The sequence below is a fragment of the Sporosarcina saromensis genome (assembly GCF_054901285.1).
In genome coordinates this window covers 725,592-741,229 of sequence record NZ_CM142738.1, presented here as the reverse complement: position 1 = coordinate 741,229, position 15,638 = coordinate 725,592, and the positions used below count along the sequence as shown (strand labels likewise).

Genomic DNA, 15,638 nt, shown 5'->3' with positions numbered 1-15,638 from the left:
AAAACTCCTTATTCTTCATCTACGTCAACGTCAACATCAACATCAAGTTGAGGCTCATCAACTTTCTCCAATTGGAAGTCTATCACTTTACCTTCAATGGCATTGATGAAATGTTCCTCAATACTACCATCTTTTAATTCTACACGAATGTTCCAAGTCGGAGCAAACACCTGGATTTCGGTTAATGGCACGAGTGACGAATAGCCTGGCGTTACGCTAAGCACTTTAGAATCCTGTTTCAAATAGCCGCGCGTTGCCAAGGAACCCACCGCTTCGTCTTGTGTCATTAAATCTCTTTTCTTAGACTCTGTACTGAACTTCTCAAGCATGCGTTGCTCATAATGCGTAACTTCATAGTCATCATTCCAATGCACGACCACCATAGCATTTGGACTGTAGAAAATCGGTTCACCATTCACCATCTGAAAGAAGGTTGCCTGTTGCTCTTCTTGATTCACTTCCCATAGTGTGTACTCGTTGCCATGCCAAACGTACTTCATCATAAACTCATTGAAATCAAAATCACCTTTATCATTTTGAATCGCTATAGCTGTATTCATGTCCGATTTGATATGTGTGTTGTTCTCAATGACAATCGATTGGCTAACGAGTGTCTCTAGTTCTTCTTTTGTAAACTTCTTAATTGTAGCTGTCACAGATGAATAGTCATTTTTGTTCACTTGAGGAAGGTTATACGTAATGTTTTCTTGCTTCATCACTTCTTCGATTGAAGTCTTTGAAATGACTTGAACATTTTGCGCGTCTGTCAGCTGTTTCACATACAAAGAGTAGAGAAAAATATTCAAAATGGAAAAAACGATGATAAAAATCGTTTTTGTTTTATTCCAATCCAAATGGCTCACCCCCTGTTTGCTCAGGTGTATAACGTTTCCAAGTTCCTTTGAATAAATAGAACCAAGCAGGCTCCAACACGAAAATCCGTTGCTCTAAGTCGTGTTTCATCATGTATCCAACGGTCAATTCTTCAACTAAACTAAAATCGAGATCTTCCGATTCCATGAGGGATTGTACAACATTCGTCCCCGAAGGAAGATCCATATTTTCATTGAAAGACAGTGATGATTCCAACGTGTAATACGGGCGGATATATCTAAAAACCCGATCATCCCCATAAAATTGTACAATTTCCGTTAACCCAGAGGCATCACTTTCACTATGCACAGGATAGCCATTGATGAACAATTGGAATTTCACATAGCGCGAGAGTGAATTGATGTAAGAGTAACGGAAAGAATCCGTCCAGCCACCGTGTTCATTAATAGAGTCAATCACATCCAATAACAAATCAGACGGTTTTGCCGGCTCCCTTGCTTCTGCAGCAGGATGAACAAAATCCAACATTTTCGTTTCGGTATTCACAACCATTAACGCATGGTCATCTCCAAATTCCTCATGATTGTGATCCACTTGACTTCGTTTAACCGCATTTGGGTCATTGAACAAAGCATCGCGGAAACGACCTGGACTGATTTCCTCTTGATAGTACGTTTTTTGTACCATCGGAACAGGTTCATCGGGTACTGCTAAATACGTCGGTTCCTGATTCTTTACTTCCACATAGTGTATCAGTTCCTCACTCTCCATGATGATGGACTGATAGGATTTCGTCGTGTCTGCCGGATTCGCTTTTCCGTAAAAATGGATTCCTGTTGCTCTGTTAATAAAATGCACTTCAAATGCAATCGCTTTAGGATCCCATCTGACGATCAATCGATCAAAACTAAATTCCGGCAAATTCTTTTTCGTCGTTTCGTCAATCGGTAATATTTCATCATAGGCCGGTAAAGGAACCTGTCCATTGAAGTACAATGTAAACTGGTTAGGCTGTTCAAAAAACTCTTTCATCTGTACTTTATTCATTTCCGTAGGGTCTTGCAGGAGCTGAGACACTTTCCACGTCCCCATATCCCTTAAAATTTTGTCGATAGCTATTTGATCGGTCGTACCTTTCAGTTCTTCTTCGTATTTGATTAAGAACTTATACGGTTTAACGACATCTTTCACATCTTTTTGTTGACCGATTGAAATATCGACGGTTTTTGATTGGTCAATGGGCGCGAGCTGTGGGGAGTATGTCCAAATTGAAAATGTAAAAGTGATACTCATCAATACGAGCAACAGGAGGATGATCGATTTGATTGGTTCAATGTATTTCAATCCCATTCACCGTCCTCTTGTTGTTCATATGGTAACGTGAAAAACACGGTCGTTCCCATTCCTTCTTCACTTTCCGCCCATATTTCCCCACCATGGGCATGAATCATTTCTTTTGCAATGGCCAGTCCAAGTCCTGTACCGCCCATTGCTCTAGATCTTGCACGGTCCGCACGATAAAACCGCTCGAAGATCCGATTGACGTTTGCTTTCGGTATGCCAAGTCCATCATCAGAAATCATGACTTTAATAAAAGAACCTGATAATGTAACACCAAAACGAACGTCTCCGCCATCTGGAGAGTATTTAAGCGCATTTGAAATAATATTATCAATAACTTGGGTCATCTTGTCCGTGTCAATTTCTACAAATAGATCGGCTGACGGCAATAGTCGCTTAAATTGAACCTTTTGCGACTTGGAAAACTCGAATCGTTCAATGATGGAGTTAAAGAAATGATTAAACTCCACCCATTCTGTATTCAATTCGTACTCCTTGCTGTCCATTCTTGATAACTTCAACAAGTCATTGACGAGTCGAATCATCCGCTCTGTCTCTGTTTGCGTGACTCGGAGGAACGAAGGTGCAATCTCTTCGTTTTGCCAAGCCCCTTCAGCGAGTGCATCCAAATAACTTCGCATCGTTGTAAGTGGTGTACGAAGTTCATGGGAGACGTTCGATACAAATTCACGTCTTTCCATATCAATTTTCTCCTGCTCGGTATTGTCATGAAGGACGACAATCAAGCCATTCACAAATCCCGTCTCCCGCTGCGTGACGGAAAAAGTTGCCCGGAGAATATACGGTTGTTCTTCCGTACTGAAATCCAATGCAATGGAGTCCCTCACTTGAATGAGATCTTCAAACGTATAAGATTGTTCCAAGCCAAGGATGCTAGCAATCGGCCGGTTAATGACAAGGTCACGTGTCATGCGCAACATTATGAGTGCAGAATCATTAATGAGGCTTACCCGTCCTTTTCTGTCTGTAGAAATAACGCCATCGGTCATATTTTCGAGGACAGATGCGAGTTTCCTTTGCTCACTTTCGGTTGTCGATTGTGATTCTTGCAACTGATTGGTGAGATGGTTAAAGGCGATCGCCAATTGTCCCATTTCATCATTCCCGTAAACGTGCACTTTCCGTGAGAAGTTTCCTTGCGCCATCGCTTGCGCTTGTCTTCGCATATCTGATATCGGTCTCGTAAATGTTTGTGCAATGAAAATGCAGATAATAATTGTGATGGTCAATGAAACTGCCACACTACCTGCAAGGATCTGGTTAATGTCATCGATTTGTTTAAACACTCGTTCAATATTTGCTGTCACGTAAAGTGTACCGACCACTTCTGCATTTTTCTTTATCGGTTTCACTAACACCATTACTCGTTGACCGAGCGATGTATCATAATTGATGGCTTCATGAGCCGATTCCGAAGAAATTGCCCGTCGAACACTATCTTCCATAGATCGCTGTCCGACGAGTGATTGGTTGTCCAATGCGGACGTGGCGAGTATTTTGTACTTTGTATCGATGACGCGGATTTCGAGAATATCTTCTGACGTGAAGCCAGAAAGAACGGTTCGAAGACTCTGTTGAGTTGTAGGGTCTTCAGATGAACGTTCTTTTGTGATTTCCTCACGTACACTGAATTCCACTAGATTGATTCGATCAATAACCGAGTTTCTAAAGTTTTTCTTTAACGTATCCTCAAGCTCCTTGGCAAAGTAAAGACCAATGATTTGCATCGCAAGGAGAATGAGCATGATGTAAATCAGAATAAATTTAACGTGGATGGAACGAAAGAAGCCCACTTTTTGCATGTGCCTTACTCCTGTTCCGGGTCACGTAAATAATATCCTACACCGCGTCTTGTGACGATCCACGTCGGGTGGCTTGGCGTATCTTCAATTTTTTCACGCAAACGACGAATCGTTACATCGACCGTTCGCACATCACCAAAGTAGTCATAACCCCAAACGGTTTGAAGTAGGTGCTCACGTGTCATCACTTGCCCAATATGTTTTGCCAAGTAGTGAAGCAATTCAAATTCACGATGCGTCAATTCAATGGATTCCCCACGCTTTTGTACCAAATACGCATCTGGTTGGATTATTAAACTGCCGACCGTAATATCATTCGTTACTTCCTCTTGTTCTTCCGATAATGTTTTGGAATGTCTACGTAAATTCGCCTTCACTCTAGCGATCAATTCACGCGTCCCGAACGGTTTCGTCACATAATCATCCGCCCCTAATTCCAAGCCTAATACTTTATCAATCTCAGAGTCCTTCGCTGTGAGCATAATAATCGGGAAATCATATTTCTTTCGTACTTCCCTACACACTTCCATGCCATCCCGTTTCGGAAGCATTATATCAAGCAACATAATATCCGGTTGCACCTCTTCTAATTTCTGAAGGGCCTCATCTCCGTCATATGCGCAATGCACCGTAAAACCTTCCTTTTTCAAATTAAACTCTAATATATCCGCAATCGGTTTTTCATCATCTACGACAAGAATCGTTTTATTTTGCATACGTCATTCCCTTTCTCGCCTAACATGGCGTCTCTATCATTGTCTTATAACTTTATCATTGTTGCGATGAATACGCACTTACCTAGCTATATAACATATAACTTCTAGTCTTACTATTCTATGGAACTTCCAAGAATCCTTCCCCAAAACTCGCCAAAATATTTCCCGGGGAATCTCAAAAGCGTAGGGTGGCGTTTAGCTGCGACAGGCGCTGGAAATCATTAGGAAAAGGCGCTCTTTGCCTTTACCTAATGATTGAAGCGTCCCGAGCAGCTGCCACCCGCAGCTGGATGCCTCAAAAGCGGAGGTCGCCACTCTAGCTGCGACGGGCATAAGGCAAAGACGTGGCGTGGCTTCTAATGCTTTTGCCGCGTTCGAGGCGATTATGCGGTGTTCTGGGGAGTTATGCGGCGTTTGCTTGGAATATGCGGCGTTCTGCGGTTTTTTGCTCCGATTGAAGGAATTATGCGGCGTTCTGAGAAGTTATGCCGCGTTTAGAGTCGAATAGACATGGCCGAGACGAGCTGACTTGGACATGGGACGCACGACGCTTCACTCGAGACGCAATAATAAAAAAGCCATCCCCTCATTCAATGAAAAAGCACCCTATCTTGTAAACAGGGTACTTCATTTTTATGTCTTGCTCACTCTTGCAATATTCCTGTGTCATTACGATAATCAAACTTTCCAATTTTCCAACGTGAACCTTACTTAATTCTAACGTAAAGCCCTTTCCGTATGCTAGCACCTGATAATGGAAACCAACTGTATTTAGGGGCGTTCTTATCCTGCTTACATACCTATAAGAAAAAGGAGACGCTCACAGATTGCTCTGGCGTCTCCTTTTCGTTTAACGTAATACGCTCAATGGATTGATATTGGATCCATTTTTCATGACTTCAAAGTGTAGATGAACGCCCGTAGAACGTCCAGTGGAGCCCATGACACCAATTTTTGTCCCTTGAGGTACCGTTTGTCCCACTTTGACATCGATTGATGATAAGTGAGCGTACAATGTCTCATAGCCATTGTTATGTGAAATTACAACATGATTGCCATATGTGCTATGTCTTGAAGCTTTTGTTACAACACCATTGTCAGCGGCAAAAATAGCACGGGTCGATGGACGGGCAATATCGATTCCTTGATGGACTCTTCCCCATCTTTTGCCCATTTGACTAGATACATAACCTCCATCAGCTGGCCAAGCGAAATTACCGGTACCTCTTGATGGAATGACTTTTGTTCCAACGATAGTCACTTCATGTTGCGGTTCTACTACTACTTCTGTTTCAGCAACTGCTTCACCAATTACGGTGCCATTTTTCTTGCGAATTTTACGCGTGACAGACTTTTTGCCGTCTGCTCCCGCTTGCTTTAACTTCTTTTCACCTTTGAATTGTGTTTCGTCTTTTTCAGTCAGTTTCTTAAAAGGGATCGCTTCAATAGCTTTTGATTCATATAATGCCTCTACTTCTACAAATGGTTCAAGCACCGTGACATTTAATTCTTGACCAATTTGAAGGACGGAATCTTCCGTTACACCTGGGTTCAATTTCATTAATGTAGCAGTCGGCATATTATGAGCGACGGCGATTTTACCAAGTACATCTCCAGCTTGTACGGAGTATTTTTTCTCTTCTAATGTTCCTTTATTCATCAGCTTCAACGCATCTTGTACACTACTGATCTGATCAGGAGCAACTTCTCCTTCGATTGGTTGAACATCTGCGGTAAATTGAATGTCGACTAGGCGTGTTTCATCTTCTTTCAACGCGGGTATAGCCGTAGTAGATTGTTGACGAGCTTTGAAAGCATTCAATTCTGTTTCAGGAACAGTTTGGATTGTCAGTTGTTTAATCACTTCTTCGTATTCAGCCATATCCTTTACATAAAGAGGAATTTCCTCTCCAATTTGAATACCAATGGCTTCCGCTTCTACTGTAAGTAGATTTTGAAGTTTCGTTAGAACTTGGTCATCATCGGTTCCTGCTGAAAACACTTTTTCAGGCACGACGGATAATTCTGTTCCGATGACTAATGGGAGATTGGCATATGTGGCAGTCGCTTTTTCAAGTTCGTCTTGCTTGAGTTGTTCAATCTTTTGCTCGTCGGAAACTACGCCAACGTATTGACCTTCTGAATAGACATGATAGACTGTTTGCAGCCCACTCGCTTTATCCTCATCAGCAAAACCAGCACTCATGCCGATACTTGCGAATAAAATAGTAGCCAGTCCGACTTTCTGCATTTTCTTATATAGACGATTTCTCTTATTCTCTTCTTGTATGTTCTCTTTCTTGTAAAACATGAATGGAACTCCTTCCGACTAGCAATGTATCAATTGCAAATCATCCTGAAAGATTTTTACGCCACTCTAATTTACCATACTCGCTAACTCACTTGTCATTTTCCGACTATTTGTAACGAATTTGTAGTATTACAACCAAATATTCTTATTTTTTTACAAATGTTAGGTAATATTATGGAGAACAATGAAGGTTGTTTGCACTAGATTGTTTGGGAAAATCTCAATTCCTGAAAAATATGGAGTTCACACAAAGTACTTTAGTTTCATGGAACCGGTTCCACTTGCACAATGAACAGAATAAAAAAAGCCAAGATGAGCTGAATTCTAACTCTTCTTGGCTTTTTTCATTATTCATGAGAGGGTCTTTCGTGCTGACTCCAATCAATGTTTAAGAACTTATTATACTCTTTGGCAAACGCAAGCGTAACCGTTCCAGTCGGACCATTCCGTTGCTTTGCAATGATAATTTCAATCATATTTTGGTTTTCGGTCTCTTTGTCGTAATAGTCTTCACGGTACAAGAACGAAACAATATCGGCATCTTGCTCGATACTTCCTGATTCCCGTAAGTCAGACATCATCGGACGCTTATCTTGACGTTGCTCTACGCCCCGGGAAAGCTGCGATAGTGCAATAACCGGGATTTTTAATTCACGGGCAAGCGCTTTTAAGGAACGGGAAATTTCAGAGACCTCCTGCTGACGGTTCTCACCAGAACGTCCACTACCCATAATGAGCTGCAAGTAGTCAATCATGATCATACCAAGACCATGCTCCTGTTGAAGGCGCCGGCATTTTGAACGAATTTCGTTAATACGGATACCTGGCGAATCATCTATGAAAATCCCTGCATTGGACAAACTGCCCATCGCCATCGTCAACTTCCGCCAATCTTCCGATTCAAGGTTACCGGTACGCATTACTTGTGCATCGATGTTTCCTTCAGCACAAAGCATACGCATAACGAGCTGTTCTGCACCCATCTCCAAGCTGAAAATCGCGACGTTTTCATTTGCTTTTGTTGCCACATTTTGTGCCACGTTCAAGGCGAATGCCGTCTTACCGACGGAAGGCCGCGCCGCGACAATGATTAAATCATTGCGCTGGAATCCGGCAGTAATTTTATCAAGATCTCGGAAACCTGTCGGAATACCCGTTACTTCGCCTTTTCGCGTATGCAATAATTCAATGTTATCGTATGTTTCGACGAGAACATCTTTTATATGTTTGAAGTCACCCGCGTTTTTCCGATTGGATACTTCCATGATCCGTTTTTCCGCTTCGGATAAAACCGCTTCCACTTCATCTTCTTTTGTAAAACCTTCTTCGACGATATTTGTCGCAACACGAATGAGGCGGCGCAAAATGGATTTCTCTTCTACAATTTTGGCATAATACTCAATGTTTGCTGCAGTCGGGACGGCGTTTGCAACTTCCGTCAAATATGATATGCCACCGACGTCTTCGAGTTCCTTTTTGGCAGAAAGCTCTTCCGTCACGGTGACGACGTCAATCGCTTGTCCTCTATCACTTAAGACGAGCATCGTATTAAAGATTTTTTCATGTGCAGTCCGGTAAAAATCATCCGGAATTAAGATCTCTGAGGCAGTAATAAGCGCCTCAGGTTGCAGGAAGATCGCTCCTATGACAGATTGCTCAGCTTCATTGTTATGTGGAGGGACGCGATCATATACCTGATCCATCATAATCGCTCCCTATCATTCTTCTGTTACATGGACTTTAAGCGTAGCTGTTACATCCTGATGCAACTTAATCGGCACGTTTGTATAACCAAGTGCACGAATAGCATCTGGAAGTTCCATTTTACGTTTATCCACTTTAATCTTATGGTCTTTTTCAAGCGCACTTGCAATTTGTTTTGTTGTAATCGAACCGAATAGTCGACCACCTTCTCCTGATTTCGCTTTTAATTCAACAGTAATTTCTTCAAGTTGTGCTTTTAACTTTTCTGCTTCTGCTAATTCTTCAGCTGCATCCTTTTCAGCACGTTTTTGTTGGCCCTTTAATTGACTGAGGTTTGCAGGAGTTGCCTCTACGGCCATGTTGTTTTTCAACAAGAAGTTCTGTGCATAACCAACTGACACTTCTTTCACTTCACCTTTTTTACCTTTACCTTTGACGTCTTTCAAGAAGATTACTTTCATGTTCAATTTCCCCTTTCCAATTTATCTTCTATAGCGGTTTTTAATAATGCTTCCGCTTCTTCTATTGTTCCCACTTCTAGCTGACAGGCAGCATTTGTTAAATGCCCACCGCCACCAAGCTCTTCCATGACGAGTTGCACATTCAACTCCCCTAAAGAACGAGCACTAATGCCAATTTTGCCATCTGAACGGTACGCAATGACAAACGAAGCAATCACATCTTTCATTGTTAACAATATATCTGCCGTCTGTGCAATGAGGACTGAGCCATAGACGACCTCGTCCTGTCCTTTAGCAATTGCAATGCCCTCCGGCGTCAGCTCGACGGTCTCAATGAGTTTTGAACGCTCGATATACGTATCAATGTCTTCCTTCAATAACCGTTGAACAAGAACGGTATCTGCCCCTAATGTCCGCAAATACGACGCGGCTTCAAATGTACGGGAACCTGTCCGTAACGTGAAGCTTTTCGTATCGACGACAATACCGGCTAACAGAGCAGTCGCCTCCAGCATCGTGAGCTTTTCATGCTTCGGTTGGTACTCCAGCAACTCCGTAACAAGTTCCGCAGTAGAGGAAGCATACGGTTCCATATAGACAAGCATCGTATTGTTAATGAATTCTTCACCACGTCGATGGTGATCAATCACAACGACTTTCTCAGCCTTATCAATTAAACGTTCATCAATCACCATGCTCGGTTTATGCGTATCGACAACAATGAGTAGTGTTTTTTCAGTCACTGCCGCTAACGCTTCATCCGGGTCAATGAATTGAGCGTATAACTCTTCGTCCTTTTTAATTTCCTCCATTAGACGTGTGACACTCGCGTCCAATTCATCAAAGTTTAATACGACCTGTCCTTGGATATTATTCATCCGAGCCATTTTCCTCACGCCGATAGAAGCACCGATTGCATCCATATCTGGCATCTTATGACCCATAATTAATACTTTGTCGCTTCCTTGAATCAAATCTCGCAATGCATGGGAAATGACACGGGCACGAACTCGGGTCCTCTTCTCAACCGGGTTCGTCTTTCCTCCAAAAAATTTCAGCTTGCCATCTGTATGCTTAATGGCAACTTGGTCCCCGCCGCGCCCTAATACGAGGTCAAGGCTTGATTGGGCCAGCTCCCCTAGCTCAGTAAGAGAGGCAGAACCAGTTCCAACACCGATACTTAACGTCATTCCTGCATTTTGAACAGCCGTCTTTTCGCGAATATCATCCAGTATTGTAAACTTTGCCGTTTCGAGCTTGGACAAAATGGCTTCATTAAACACAGCAATAAACCGATCGGAAGCAATTCGTTTTACAAAGATTCCGTTGTCTGTCGCCCATCGGTTTACAAGAGACGTCACAAGTGAATTGAGCTGACTACGTGTTTGATCATCCATTGTCTGTGCCAGTTCATCATAATTATCAATTAACATAATGCCAAGGACAGTACGATCTTTGTAGTACAGCGATTCGATTGTCACTCTTTCCGTCACATCAAATAAATAGAGCAACTTCTCTTCTGCCCGATAAATGACTTTGTATGTTGAATCATCGACTTTCAACATAGACTGCTGGTCTTCACTCTTTAAGACGGATTGAAAGCCATCGGATAACTCAAGGAGCTCTTCTCCGATCAACGTTTCTTTTTCAAATATCTCAACAGCATATGGATTTGCCCATTCGACAATCTGCTTTTCATTAAAGAGTAAAATGCCAATCGGTAATTCCAATAGCGCTTCTTCTCCAACCTTCTTCATACGATATGAAAGGGCTTCAATATGTTTTTCTGTTTCAATATACGTTTGGTCTTCTACTTTCCAAGCAATGCCGATGGAAATCGTAAAGCAAATTGTAAATAAAAGTCCTGCCCAGAAGTTTAATAAGAACAATAGGAAAGCTGCTATCAATCCAAGGAGAGATATGACAGTCAATGGATACCGGATTGCTCTTTTTCTAAAAAATGACTTCATCGTCTCATCCCCTTACTTCAAGTTGTCTTTTCCAATCAATGCCCTAATGTTCATGCCGATGTCAAGAATACCGAGAAGTGTCGTTATAGGATTAAATAGAAACGCTAACAAGACTGAAAAAAATGATACAACCTTTGGCAACTTCAACGTATGCATGATGTATAAAATTAACGCAAACCCTTGAAGAGCTAATAATGTTCGAATAATTATCGTTGCATTCACGTAGAACAAATAGGCAGACGATTCTGGTCGCATGTCCATCATGTATGGAAGTACAACGAACAAACCGTAAACGAAGATTGTAATGAGTGGTAATCTCATCTCACGAAATGGTGAAAATTTCGGTACGTCATGGCCGAGTCTCCTCAGCACTTCAAAGTTCGGAATAACCATCAGAAATGTAAAAACGTATACCATTAGAATGAACATCGCTGGAATTGCAGATTGATAATAGACGAAAGCCGATTCCACAATGCTTTTGTACAATTTCGGTTCCATGCCTGTCGCTTCAAAAGACTGAAGAAATTGGCCTTTTGTTTCGTTCATTGCTTGAAAAATAAGATCTACGACATTGAAGTTGAAAAATAGTACGCCAATGATATACCCCAGCATGCCGATTGCAATTAAATAGATACCAGAAGCCATGAACGTATACAACTTGGACTTTCCAATCAAAATGGATTCGGCTATTAAAAAACCTAACATGCCCAACAGGACAGCAAGCGGGATTATGTACAACCCTCCAACTAGAAGTGTTAACAAACTTCCGCTAAAAACAACAAAAATTGTAGAAATTCTATTATACCGTAATCGATAAAGGATGATGGGCAACGGTATGAATGGTAAAATGATAACCCCAATTAGCGGTATGTAAAAAGCTCCAGCTAACAGAATTGTAAAAAAGGCGACCATCATCGCACCAAAAACAAGCTTTTGTGAGTGGTCTTGCATGAATTTGTTCCTCCGTCCAGTCAATGGACTATTTTTAAAGTAGTATCCTGAAACGAATAGGATTTCTTATAATTGTATCACGATTAAAGTTATTAACCAAAGACCGTACTCATCTCAATGACCAAGTAAAGTCCTATACACGTTCAGTTTTTTTATATGTACGGGATAAACAGCGCTGTCGAAACGCTTTCATCCAATTGGACTTCATAATGTGCAAACTAGGTCTAACTGTTCATAAATACGAGGACAAATTGCTTTTAGAAATCCCTATACAATATGCCCATGTTTTAAGACGTATGAAAAAACCGCCTTTGCACTGGAATTCCAGTGACATAAGGCGGTTACAAAAATCAACTTATCTCTCTTCCGCTACGAACGGAAGAAGTGCCATAATACGAGCACGTTTAATAGCAGACGTTAGTTTACGTTGGTATTTCGCGCTTGTACCTGTTACACGACGAGGCAAGATTTTTCCACGTTCAGAAACGAATTTCTTAAGTAGATCAGTATCTTTGTAGTCGATGTGTGTAATGTTGTTTGAAGTAAAGTAACAAACTTTACGACGTCTTTTACCTCCACGGCGTGGTGCCATATCGCTTTCCCTCCTTTTTTATACGTACGAAACATGATGGATCAGAACGGCAAATCGTCATCCGATACTTCGATCGGGCCGCCACCAGTTGAGAACGGATCATTGTCCGTACGTGTGTAATTTTGTTGGTTTGGTTGTTGATATTGCTGGTTTGGCTGCTGATTCTGATAATAAGGCTGTTCGTTCTGTGGTGAGCCGCCATAGGAAGCTCCAGACCTCTCAGAATTCGCACTACGCGGCTCAAGGAATTGCACGCTGTCCGCTACAACTTCCGTCATAAAGACACGCTTGCCGTCTTGTCCATCAAAGCTACTCGTTTGAATACGACCTTCGATGCCTGCAAGACTTCCTTTGCGTAAAAAGTTCGCAGTGTTCTCCGCCTGTTTTCGCCAAGTGACACAGTTAATGAAATCAGCTTCACGCTCTCCCTGTTGGTTAGAGAATGTCCGATTCACTGCAAGCGTAAAGCGTGTAACCGCTACTCCGCCCTGTGTATACTTGAGTTCAGGATCTTTTGTCAATCGGCCAACTAAAACGACACGGTTAATCATCAGATTGCAACCTCCCTCATCATTTTCAAGTTCCACCTTTTAACAGGTTCTAACATTTCGTGCTTATATGGATTAGTTGTCTAAACGAACAGCCATATGACGAATGATTTCTTCATTAATGTTCGCAAGACGATTGAATTCATCGATTGCTTCAGTCGTAGCGTTAGCTGTCACCAATTGGTAGAAGCCTTCACGTAGATCGTCGATTTCGTATGCAAGACGACGCTTGCCCCACTCTTTCGACTCGATGATTTCCGCTCCGTTAGAAGTTAGGATCTCATCGAAACGGTTGATCAATGCTTTTTTAGCTTCATCTTCCAATGTCGGACGAATAATGTACATGATTTCGTACTTTCTCATCTTCAGTCACCTCCTTATGGACTTTGGCCCACTTCTTACGGCGGGCAAGGAGTAAGTAATTATTTATTACTCACATCATCATATTTTAACATACTACTTTCAGACATACAACAATTTAATTATGTATACTAGTGACAAGGAGTGATGTTCCGTGAATCTATCTACTGAACCCGATAAAATTATCGAAATCGATTTACCAAAAGTTGCGAAGAAAGGTCTCCTACTGACCATTTTGTCTTTAGTTGGTTTACTCGTCGTATTAGCACTTATTCAACAAGAGCTATCGTTTACAATCACGTTTTCGTCTATCTTCTTATTCATTATTGGCTACATTGTACTCATCATCTTCCATGAACTGTTCCACCTAATTGGGTTTCGCCTCTACGGCAAAGTTCCATGGAAGAGTATGATTGTTGGCGTTAACCTTAAATTAGGAATCGCATACGCTACCACGAACGTACCTATGACCAATCAGGCAATCCGTAAAGCACTCTTGCTTCCATTTTGGACGACTGGTATCCTCCCTGCCATCATTGGATTAGCATTGGAAAGCGGCCTTCTCATCGGTCTTGCTGCATTCCTCATTGGAGGTGCTGCGGGGGATTTTGCAATGTACAAAGAACTGCGCAAACTGCCTGACGACTGGCTCGTAAAAGATGATCCTGAACAACCGAAACTATATTTGTATGAACCTACTCGCCTGCAATGATCAAGATCTCATTCGTTCACGTTTCCGATTGCGGCTAACCTCCTTTCCCCATCACGCTGCTCAAATTATCTCTGTATCATGCAATACAAAAAACCAGGCGTAGTATATCGCCTGGTTTTTCCTTTTCTATCTGCACTTATACATTGAATCTGAATAACATGACATCGCCGTCTTGAACGATGTATTCTTTTCCTTCAAGGCGCACTTTACCTGCTTCTTTCGCAGCTGCCATTGAGCCAGCCTCAACTAGTGCATCGTACGATACGGTTTCTGCACGGATGAATCCACGTTCGAAGTCGGTGTGGATGACGCCCGCACATTGTGGTGCTTTCATTCCTTTACGGAACGTCCAAGCACGTACTTCTTGGACACCTGCAGTGAAGTATGTTGCTAGGCCCAGTAGATGGTACGCAGCTTTAATGAGCTGGTCAAGTCCTGATTCCTCGATGCCTAACTCGCTAAGGAACATTTCTTTTTCTTCATCATCAAGTTCAGCCATTTCTTCTTCGATTTTTGCACAAACGATGATGACTTCCGAATGATCCTGCTTCGCAAATTCTTGTACCATTTTGACATACTCATTGTTTGCAGCATCTGCGATTTCATCTTCTGAAACGTTCGCGACATAAAGCATCGGTTTGATCGTTAATAAATGCATCCCTTTAATGAGATTGTATTCTTCAGGTGTCAATTCTACTGAACGAGCTGGCTTGTCATTTTCAAATGCTTCTTTTAACTTTAAAAGCACAGGCTCTTCAGCCATAGAGTCTTTATCTTTTTGCTTCGCCATTTTAGAAACACGTGCCAAACGCTTGTCCACACTTTCCAAGTCAGCAAGAATCAATTCCAGATTAATTACTTCGATGTCATCAATTGGATTTACTTTTCCAGACACGTGTGTAATGTTTTCATCGACAAAACAACGGACAACTTGGCAAATTGCATCGACTTCACGAATATGCGAAAGGAATTTATTGCCCAATCCTTCCCCTTTACTTGCCCCTTCTACAATCCCAGCAATATCAGTAAATTCAAAAGCTGTTGGAACCGTCTTTTTTGGTACCACAAGTTCAGTTAGCTTTTGAAGTCTTTCGTCAGGTACTTCAACAATCCCTACGTTCGGATCAATTGTACAGAATGGATAGTTGGCAGCTTCTGCCCCTGCCTTTGTAATTGCATTGAAAAGGGTTGACTTTCCAACGTTTGGTAATCCAACAATTCCAGCTGTTAACGCCATTTATTTCCCAACCTTTCATTTAGGTCAATCGTAAAATTCAGTTTCGCAACTCTTCCATTATAAGAATTGTTCGCGTTT

The 15,638-nt window shown here is 41.8% G+C and carries 14 protein-coding genes; 1 reads left to right on the top strand and 13 read right to left on the bottom strand.

The window, feature by feature from the left end; genetic code table 11:
- Positions 1–8: 8 nt before the first annotated feature.
- The 12 genes from ACVHUV_RS03550 to rpsF all read right to left on the bottom strand — a co-directional run bounded on the left by ACVHUV_RS03550 (position 9) and on the right by rpsF (position 13,614).
- Complete coding sequence (locus ACVHUV_RS03550; protein ID WP_462086130.1) at positions 9–854, bottom strand: two-component system regulatory protein YycI; 846 nt, start codon at positions 852–854, stop codon at positions 9–11.
- Positions 841–2,184: a YycH family regulatory protein gene (locus ACVHUV_RS03545; protein WP_462086129.1), complete on the bottom strand. Its 1,344-nt coding sequence runs from the start codon at positions 2,182–2,184 to the stop codon at positions 841–843. Before ACVHUV_RS03545 ends, ACVHUV_RS03550 begins: the two co-directional genes overlap by 14 nt.
- Positions 2,175–3,998 (bottom strand): cell wall metabolism sensor histidine kinase WalK, encoded by a 1,824-nt coding sequence (walK, locus tag ACVHUV_RS03540; protein ID WP_371390764.1) that lies wholly within the window; start codon positions 3,996–3,998, stop codon positions 2,175–2,177. Before walK ends, ACVHUV_RS03545 begins: the two co-directional genes overlap by 10 nt.
- A gap of 5 nt (positions 3,999–4,003) precedes the next feature.
- A complete protein-coding gene (gene yycF, locus ACVHUV_RS03535) occupies positions 4,004–4,714 on the bottom strand; it encodes a response regulator YycF (protein WP_317945280.1) in 711 nt (236 codons plus the stop codon).
- Between the two features lie 850 nt (positions 4,715–5,564).
- A complete protein-coding gene (locus ACVHUV_RS03530) occupies positions 5,565–7,025 on the bottom strand; it encodes a peptidoglycan DD-metalloendopeptidase family protein (RefSeq protein ID WP_462086128.1) in 1,461 nt (486 codons plus the stop codon).
- A 347-nt stretch (positions 7,026–7,372) separates the two neighbouring features.
- Positions 7,373–8,728: a replicative DNA helicase gene (dnaB, locus tag ACVHUV_RS03525; protein ID WP_371390766.1), complete on the bottom strand. Its 1,356-nt coding sequence runs from the start codon at positions 8,726–8,728 to the stop codon at positions 7,373–7,375.
- A 15-nt stretch (positions 8,729–8,743) separates the two neighbouring features.
- Positions 8,744–9,190: a 50S ribosomal protein L9 gene (gene rplI, locus ACVHUV_RS03520; RefSeq protein ID WP_317945286.1), complete on the bottom strand. Its 447-nt coding sequence runs from the start codon at positions 9,188–9,190 to the stop codon at positions 8,744–8,746.
- A 2-nt stretch (positions 9,191–9,192) separates the two neighbouring features.
- Positions 9,193–11,160: a DHH family phosphoesterase gene (locus ACVHUV_RS03515; RefSeq protein WP_371390767.1), complete on the bottom strand. Its 1,968-nt coding sequence runs from the start codon at positions 11,158–11,160 to the stop codon at positions 9,193–9,195.
- A gap of 12 nt (positions 11,161–11,172) precedes the next feature.
- Complete coding sequence (locus ACVHUV_RS03510; protein ID WP_462086127.1) at positions 11,173–12,111, bottom strand: YybS family protein; 939 nt, start codon at positions 12,109–12,111, stop codon at positions 11,173–11,175.
- 355 nt (positions 12,112–12,466) lie between these two features.
- Positions 12,467–12,703: a 30S ribosomal protein S18 gene (gene rpsR / locus ACVHUV_RS03505; RefSeq protein WP_317945291.1), complete on the bottom strand. Its 237-nt coding sequence runs from the start codon at positions 12,701–12,703 to the stop codon at positions 12,467–12,469.
- A 41-nt stretch (positions 12,704–12,744) separates the two neighbouring features.
- Positions 12,745–13,254 carry a single-stranded DNA-binding protein gene (gene ssb / locus ACVHUV_RS03500; protein ID WP_317945293.1) on the bottom strand — a complete coding sequence of 170 codons (510 nt, stop codon included), beginning with the start codon at positions 13,252–13,254 and terminating at the stop codon, positions 12,745–12,747.
- A gap of 72 nt (positions 13,255–13,326) precedes the next feature.
- Positions 13,327–13,614 carry a 30S ribosomal protein S6 gene (gene rpsF, locus ACVHUV_RS03495; RefSeq protein WP_371390769.1) on the bottom strand — a complete coding sequence of 96 codons (288 nt, stop codon included), beginning with the start codon at positions 13,612–13,614 and terminating at the stop codon, positions 13,327–13,329.
- Positions 13,615–13,765: 151 nt separating this feature from the next.
- Between rpsF and ACVHUV_RS03490 the strand changes: the two genes are divergently transcribed.
- Entirely contained in the window at positions 13,766–14,323 is a 558-nt protein-coding gene (locus ACVHUV_RS03490) for a DUF3267 domain-containing protein (RefSeq protein WP_462086126.1), read from the top strand.
- A gap of 136 nt (positions 14,324–14,459) precedes the next feature.
- Here the strand turns inward: ACVHUV_RS03490 and ychF are convergent, their stop codons facing one another.
- Positions 14,460–15,560 carry a redox-regulated ATPase YchF gene (ychF, locus tag ACVHUV_RS03485; RefSeq protein ID WP_462086125.1) on the bottom strand — a complete coding sequence of 367 codons (1,101 nt, stop codon included), beginning with the start codon at positions 15,558–15,560 and terminating at the stop codon, positions 14,460–14,462.
- Positions 15,561–15,638 lie beyond the last annotated feature (78 nt).

Coding starts and splice junctions, on each gene's coding strand:
- rpsF (WP_371390769.1), bottom strand. CDS start 13,614: ATGAGAAAGTACGAAATCATGTACATTATTCGTCCGACATTGGAAGAT.
- ACVHUV_RS03530 (WP_462086128.1), bottom strand. CDS start 7,025: ATGTTTTACAAGAAAGAGAACATACAAGAAGAGAATAAGAGAAATCGT.
- rpsR (WP_317945291.1), bottom strand. CDS start 12,703: ATGGCACCACGCCGTGGAGGTAAAAGACGTCGTAAAGTTTGTTACTTT.
- ACVHUV_RS03510 (WP_462086127.1), bottom strand. CDS start 12,111: ATGCAAGACCACTCACAAAAGCTTGTTTTTGGTGCGATGATGGTCGCC.
- ssb (WP_317945293.1), bottom strand. CDS start 13,254: ATGATTAACCGTGTCGTTTTAGTTGGCCGATTGACAAAAGATCCTGAA.
- walK (WP_371390764.1), bottom strand. CDS start 3,998: ATGCAAAAAGTGGGCTTCTTTCGTTCCATCCACGTTAAATTTATTCTG.
- dnaB (WP_371390766.1), bottom strand. CDS start 8,728: ATGGATCAGGTATATGATCGCGTCCCTCCACATAACAATGAAGCTGAG.
- ACVHUV_RS03545 (WP_462086129.1), bottom strand. CDS start 2,184: ATGGGATTGAAATACATTGAACCAATCAAATCGATCATCCTCCTGTTG.
- yycF (WP_317945280.1), bottom strand. CDS start 4,714: ATGCAAAATAAAACGATTCTTGTCGTAGATGATGAAAAACCGATTGCG.
- rplI (WP_317945286.1), bottom strand. CDS start 9,190: ATGAAAGTAATCTTCTTGAAAGACGTCAAAGGTAAAGGTAAAAAAGGT.
- ACVHUV_RS03515 (WP_371390767.1), bottom strand. CDS start 11,160: ATGAAGTCATTTTTTAGAAAAAGAGCAATCCGGTATCCATTGACTGTC.
- ychF (WP_462086125.1), bottom strand. CDS start 15,560: ATGGCGTTAACAGCTGGAATTGTTGGATTACCAAACGTTGGAAAGTCA.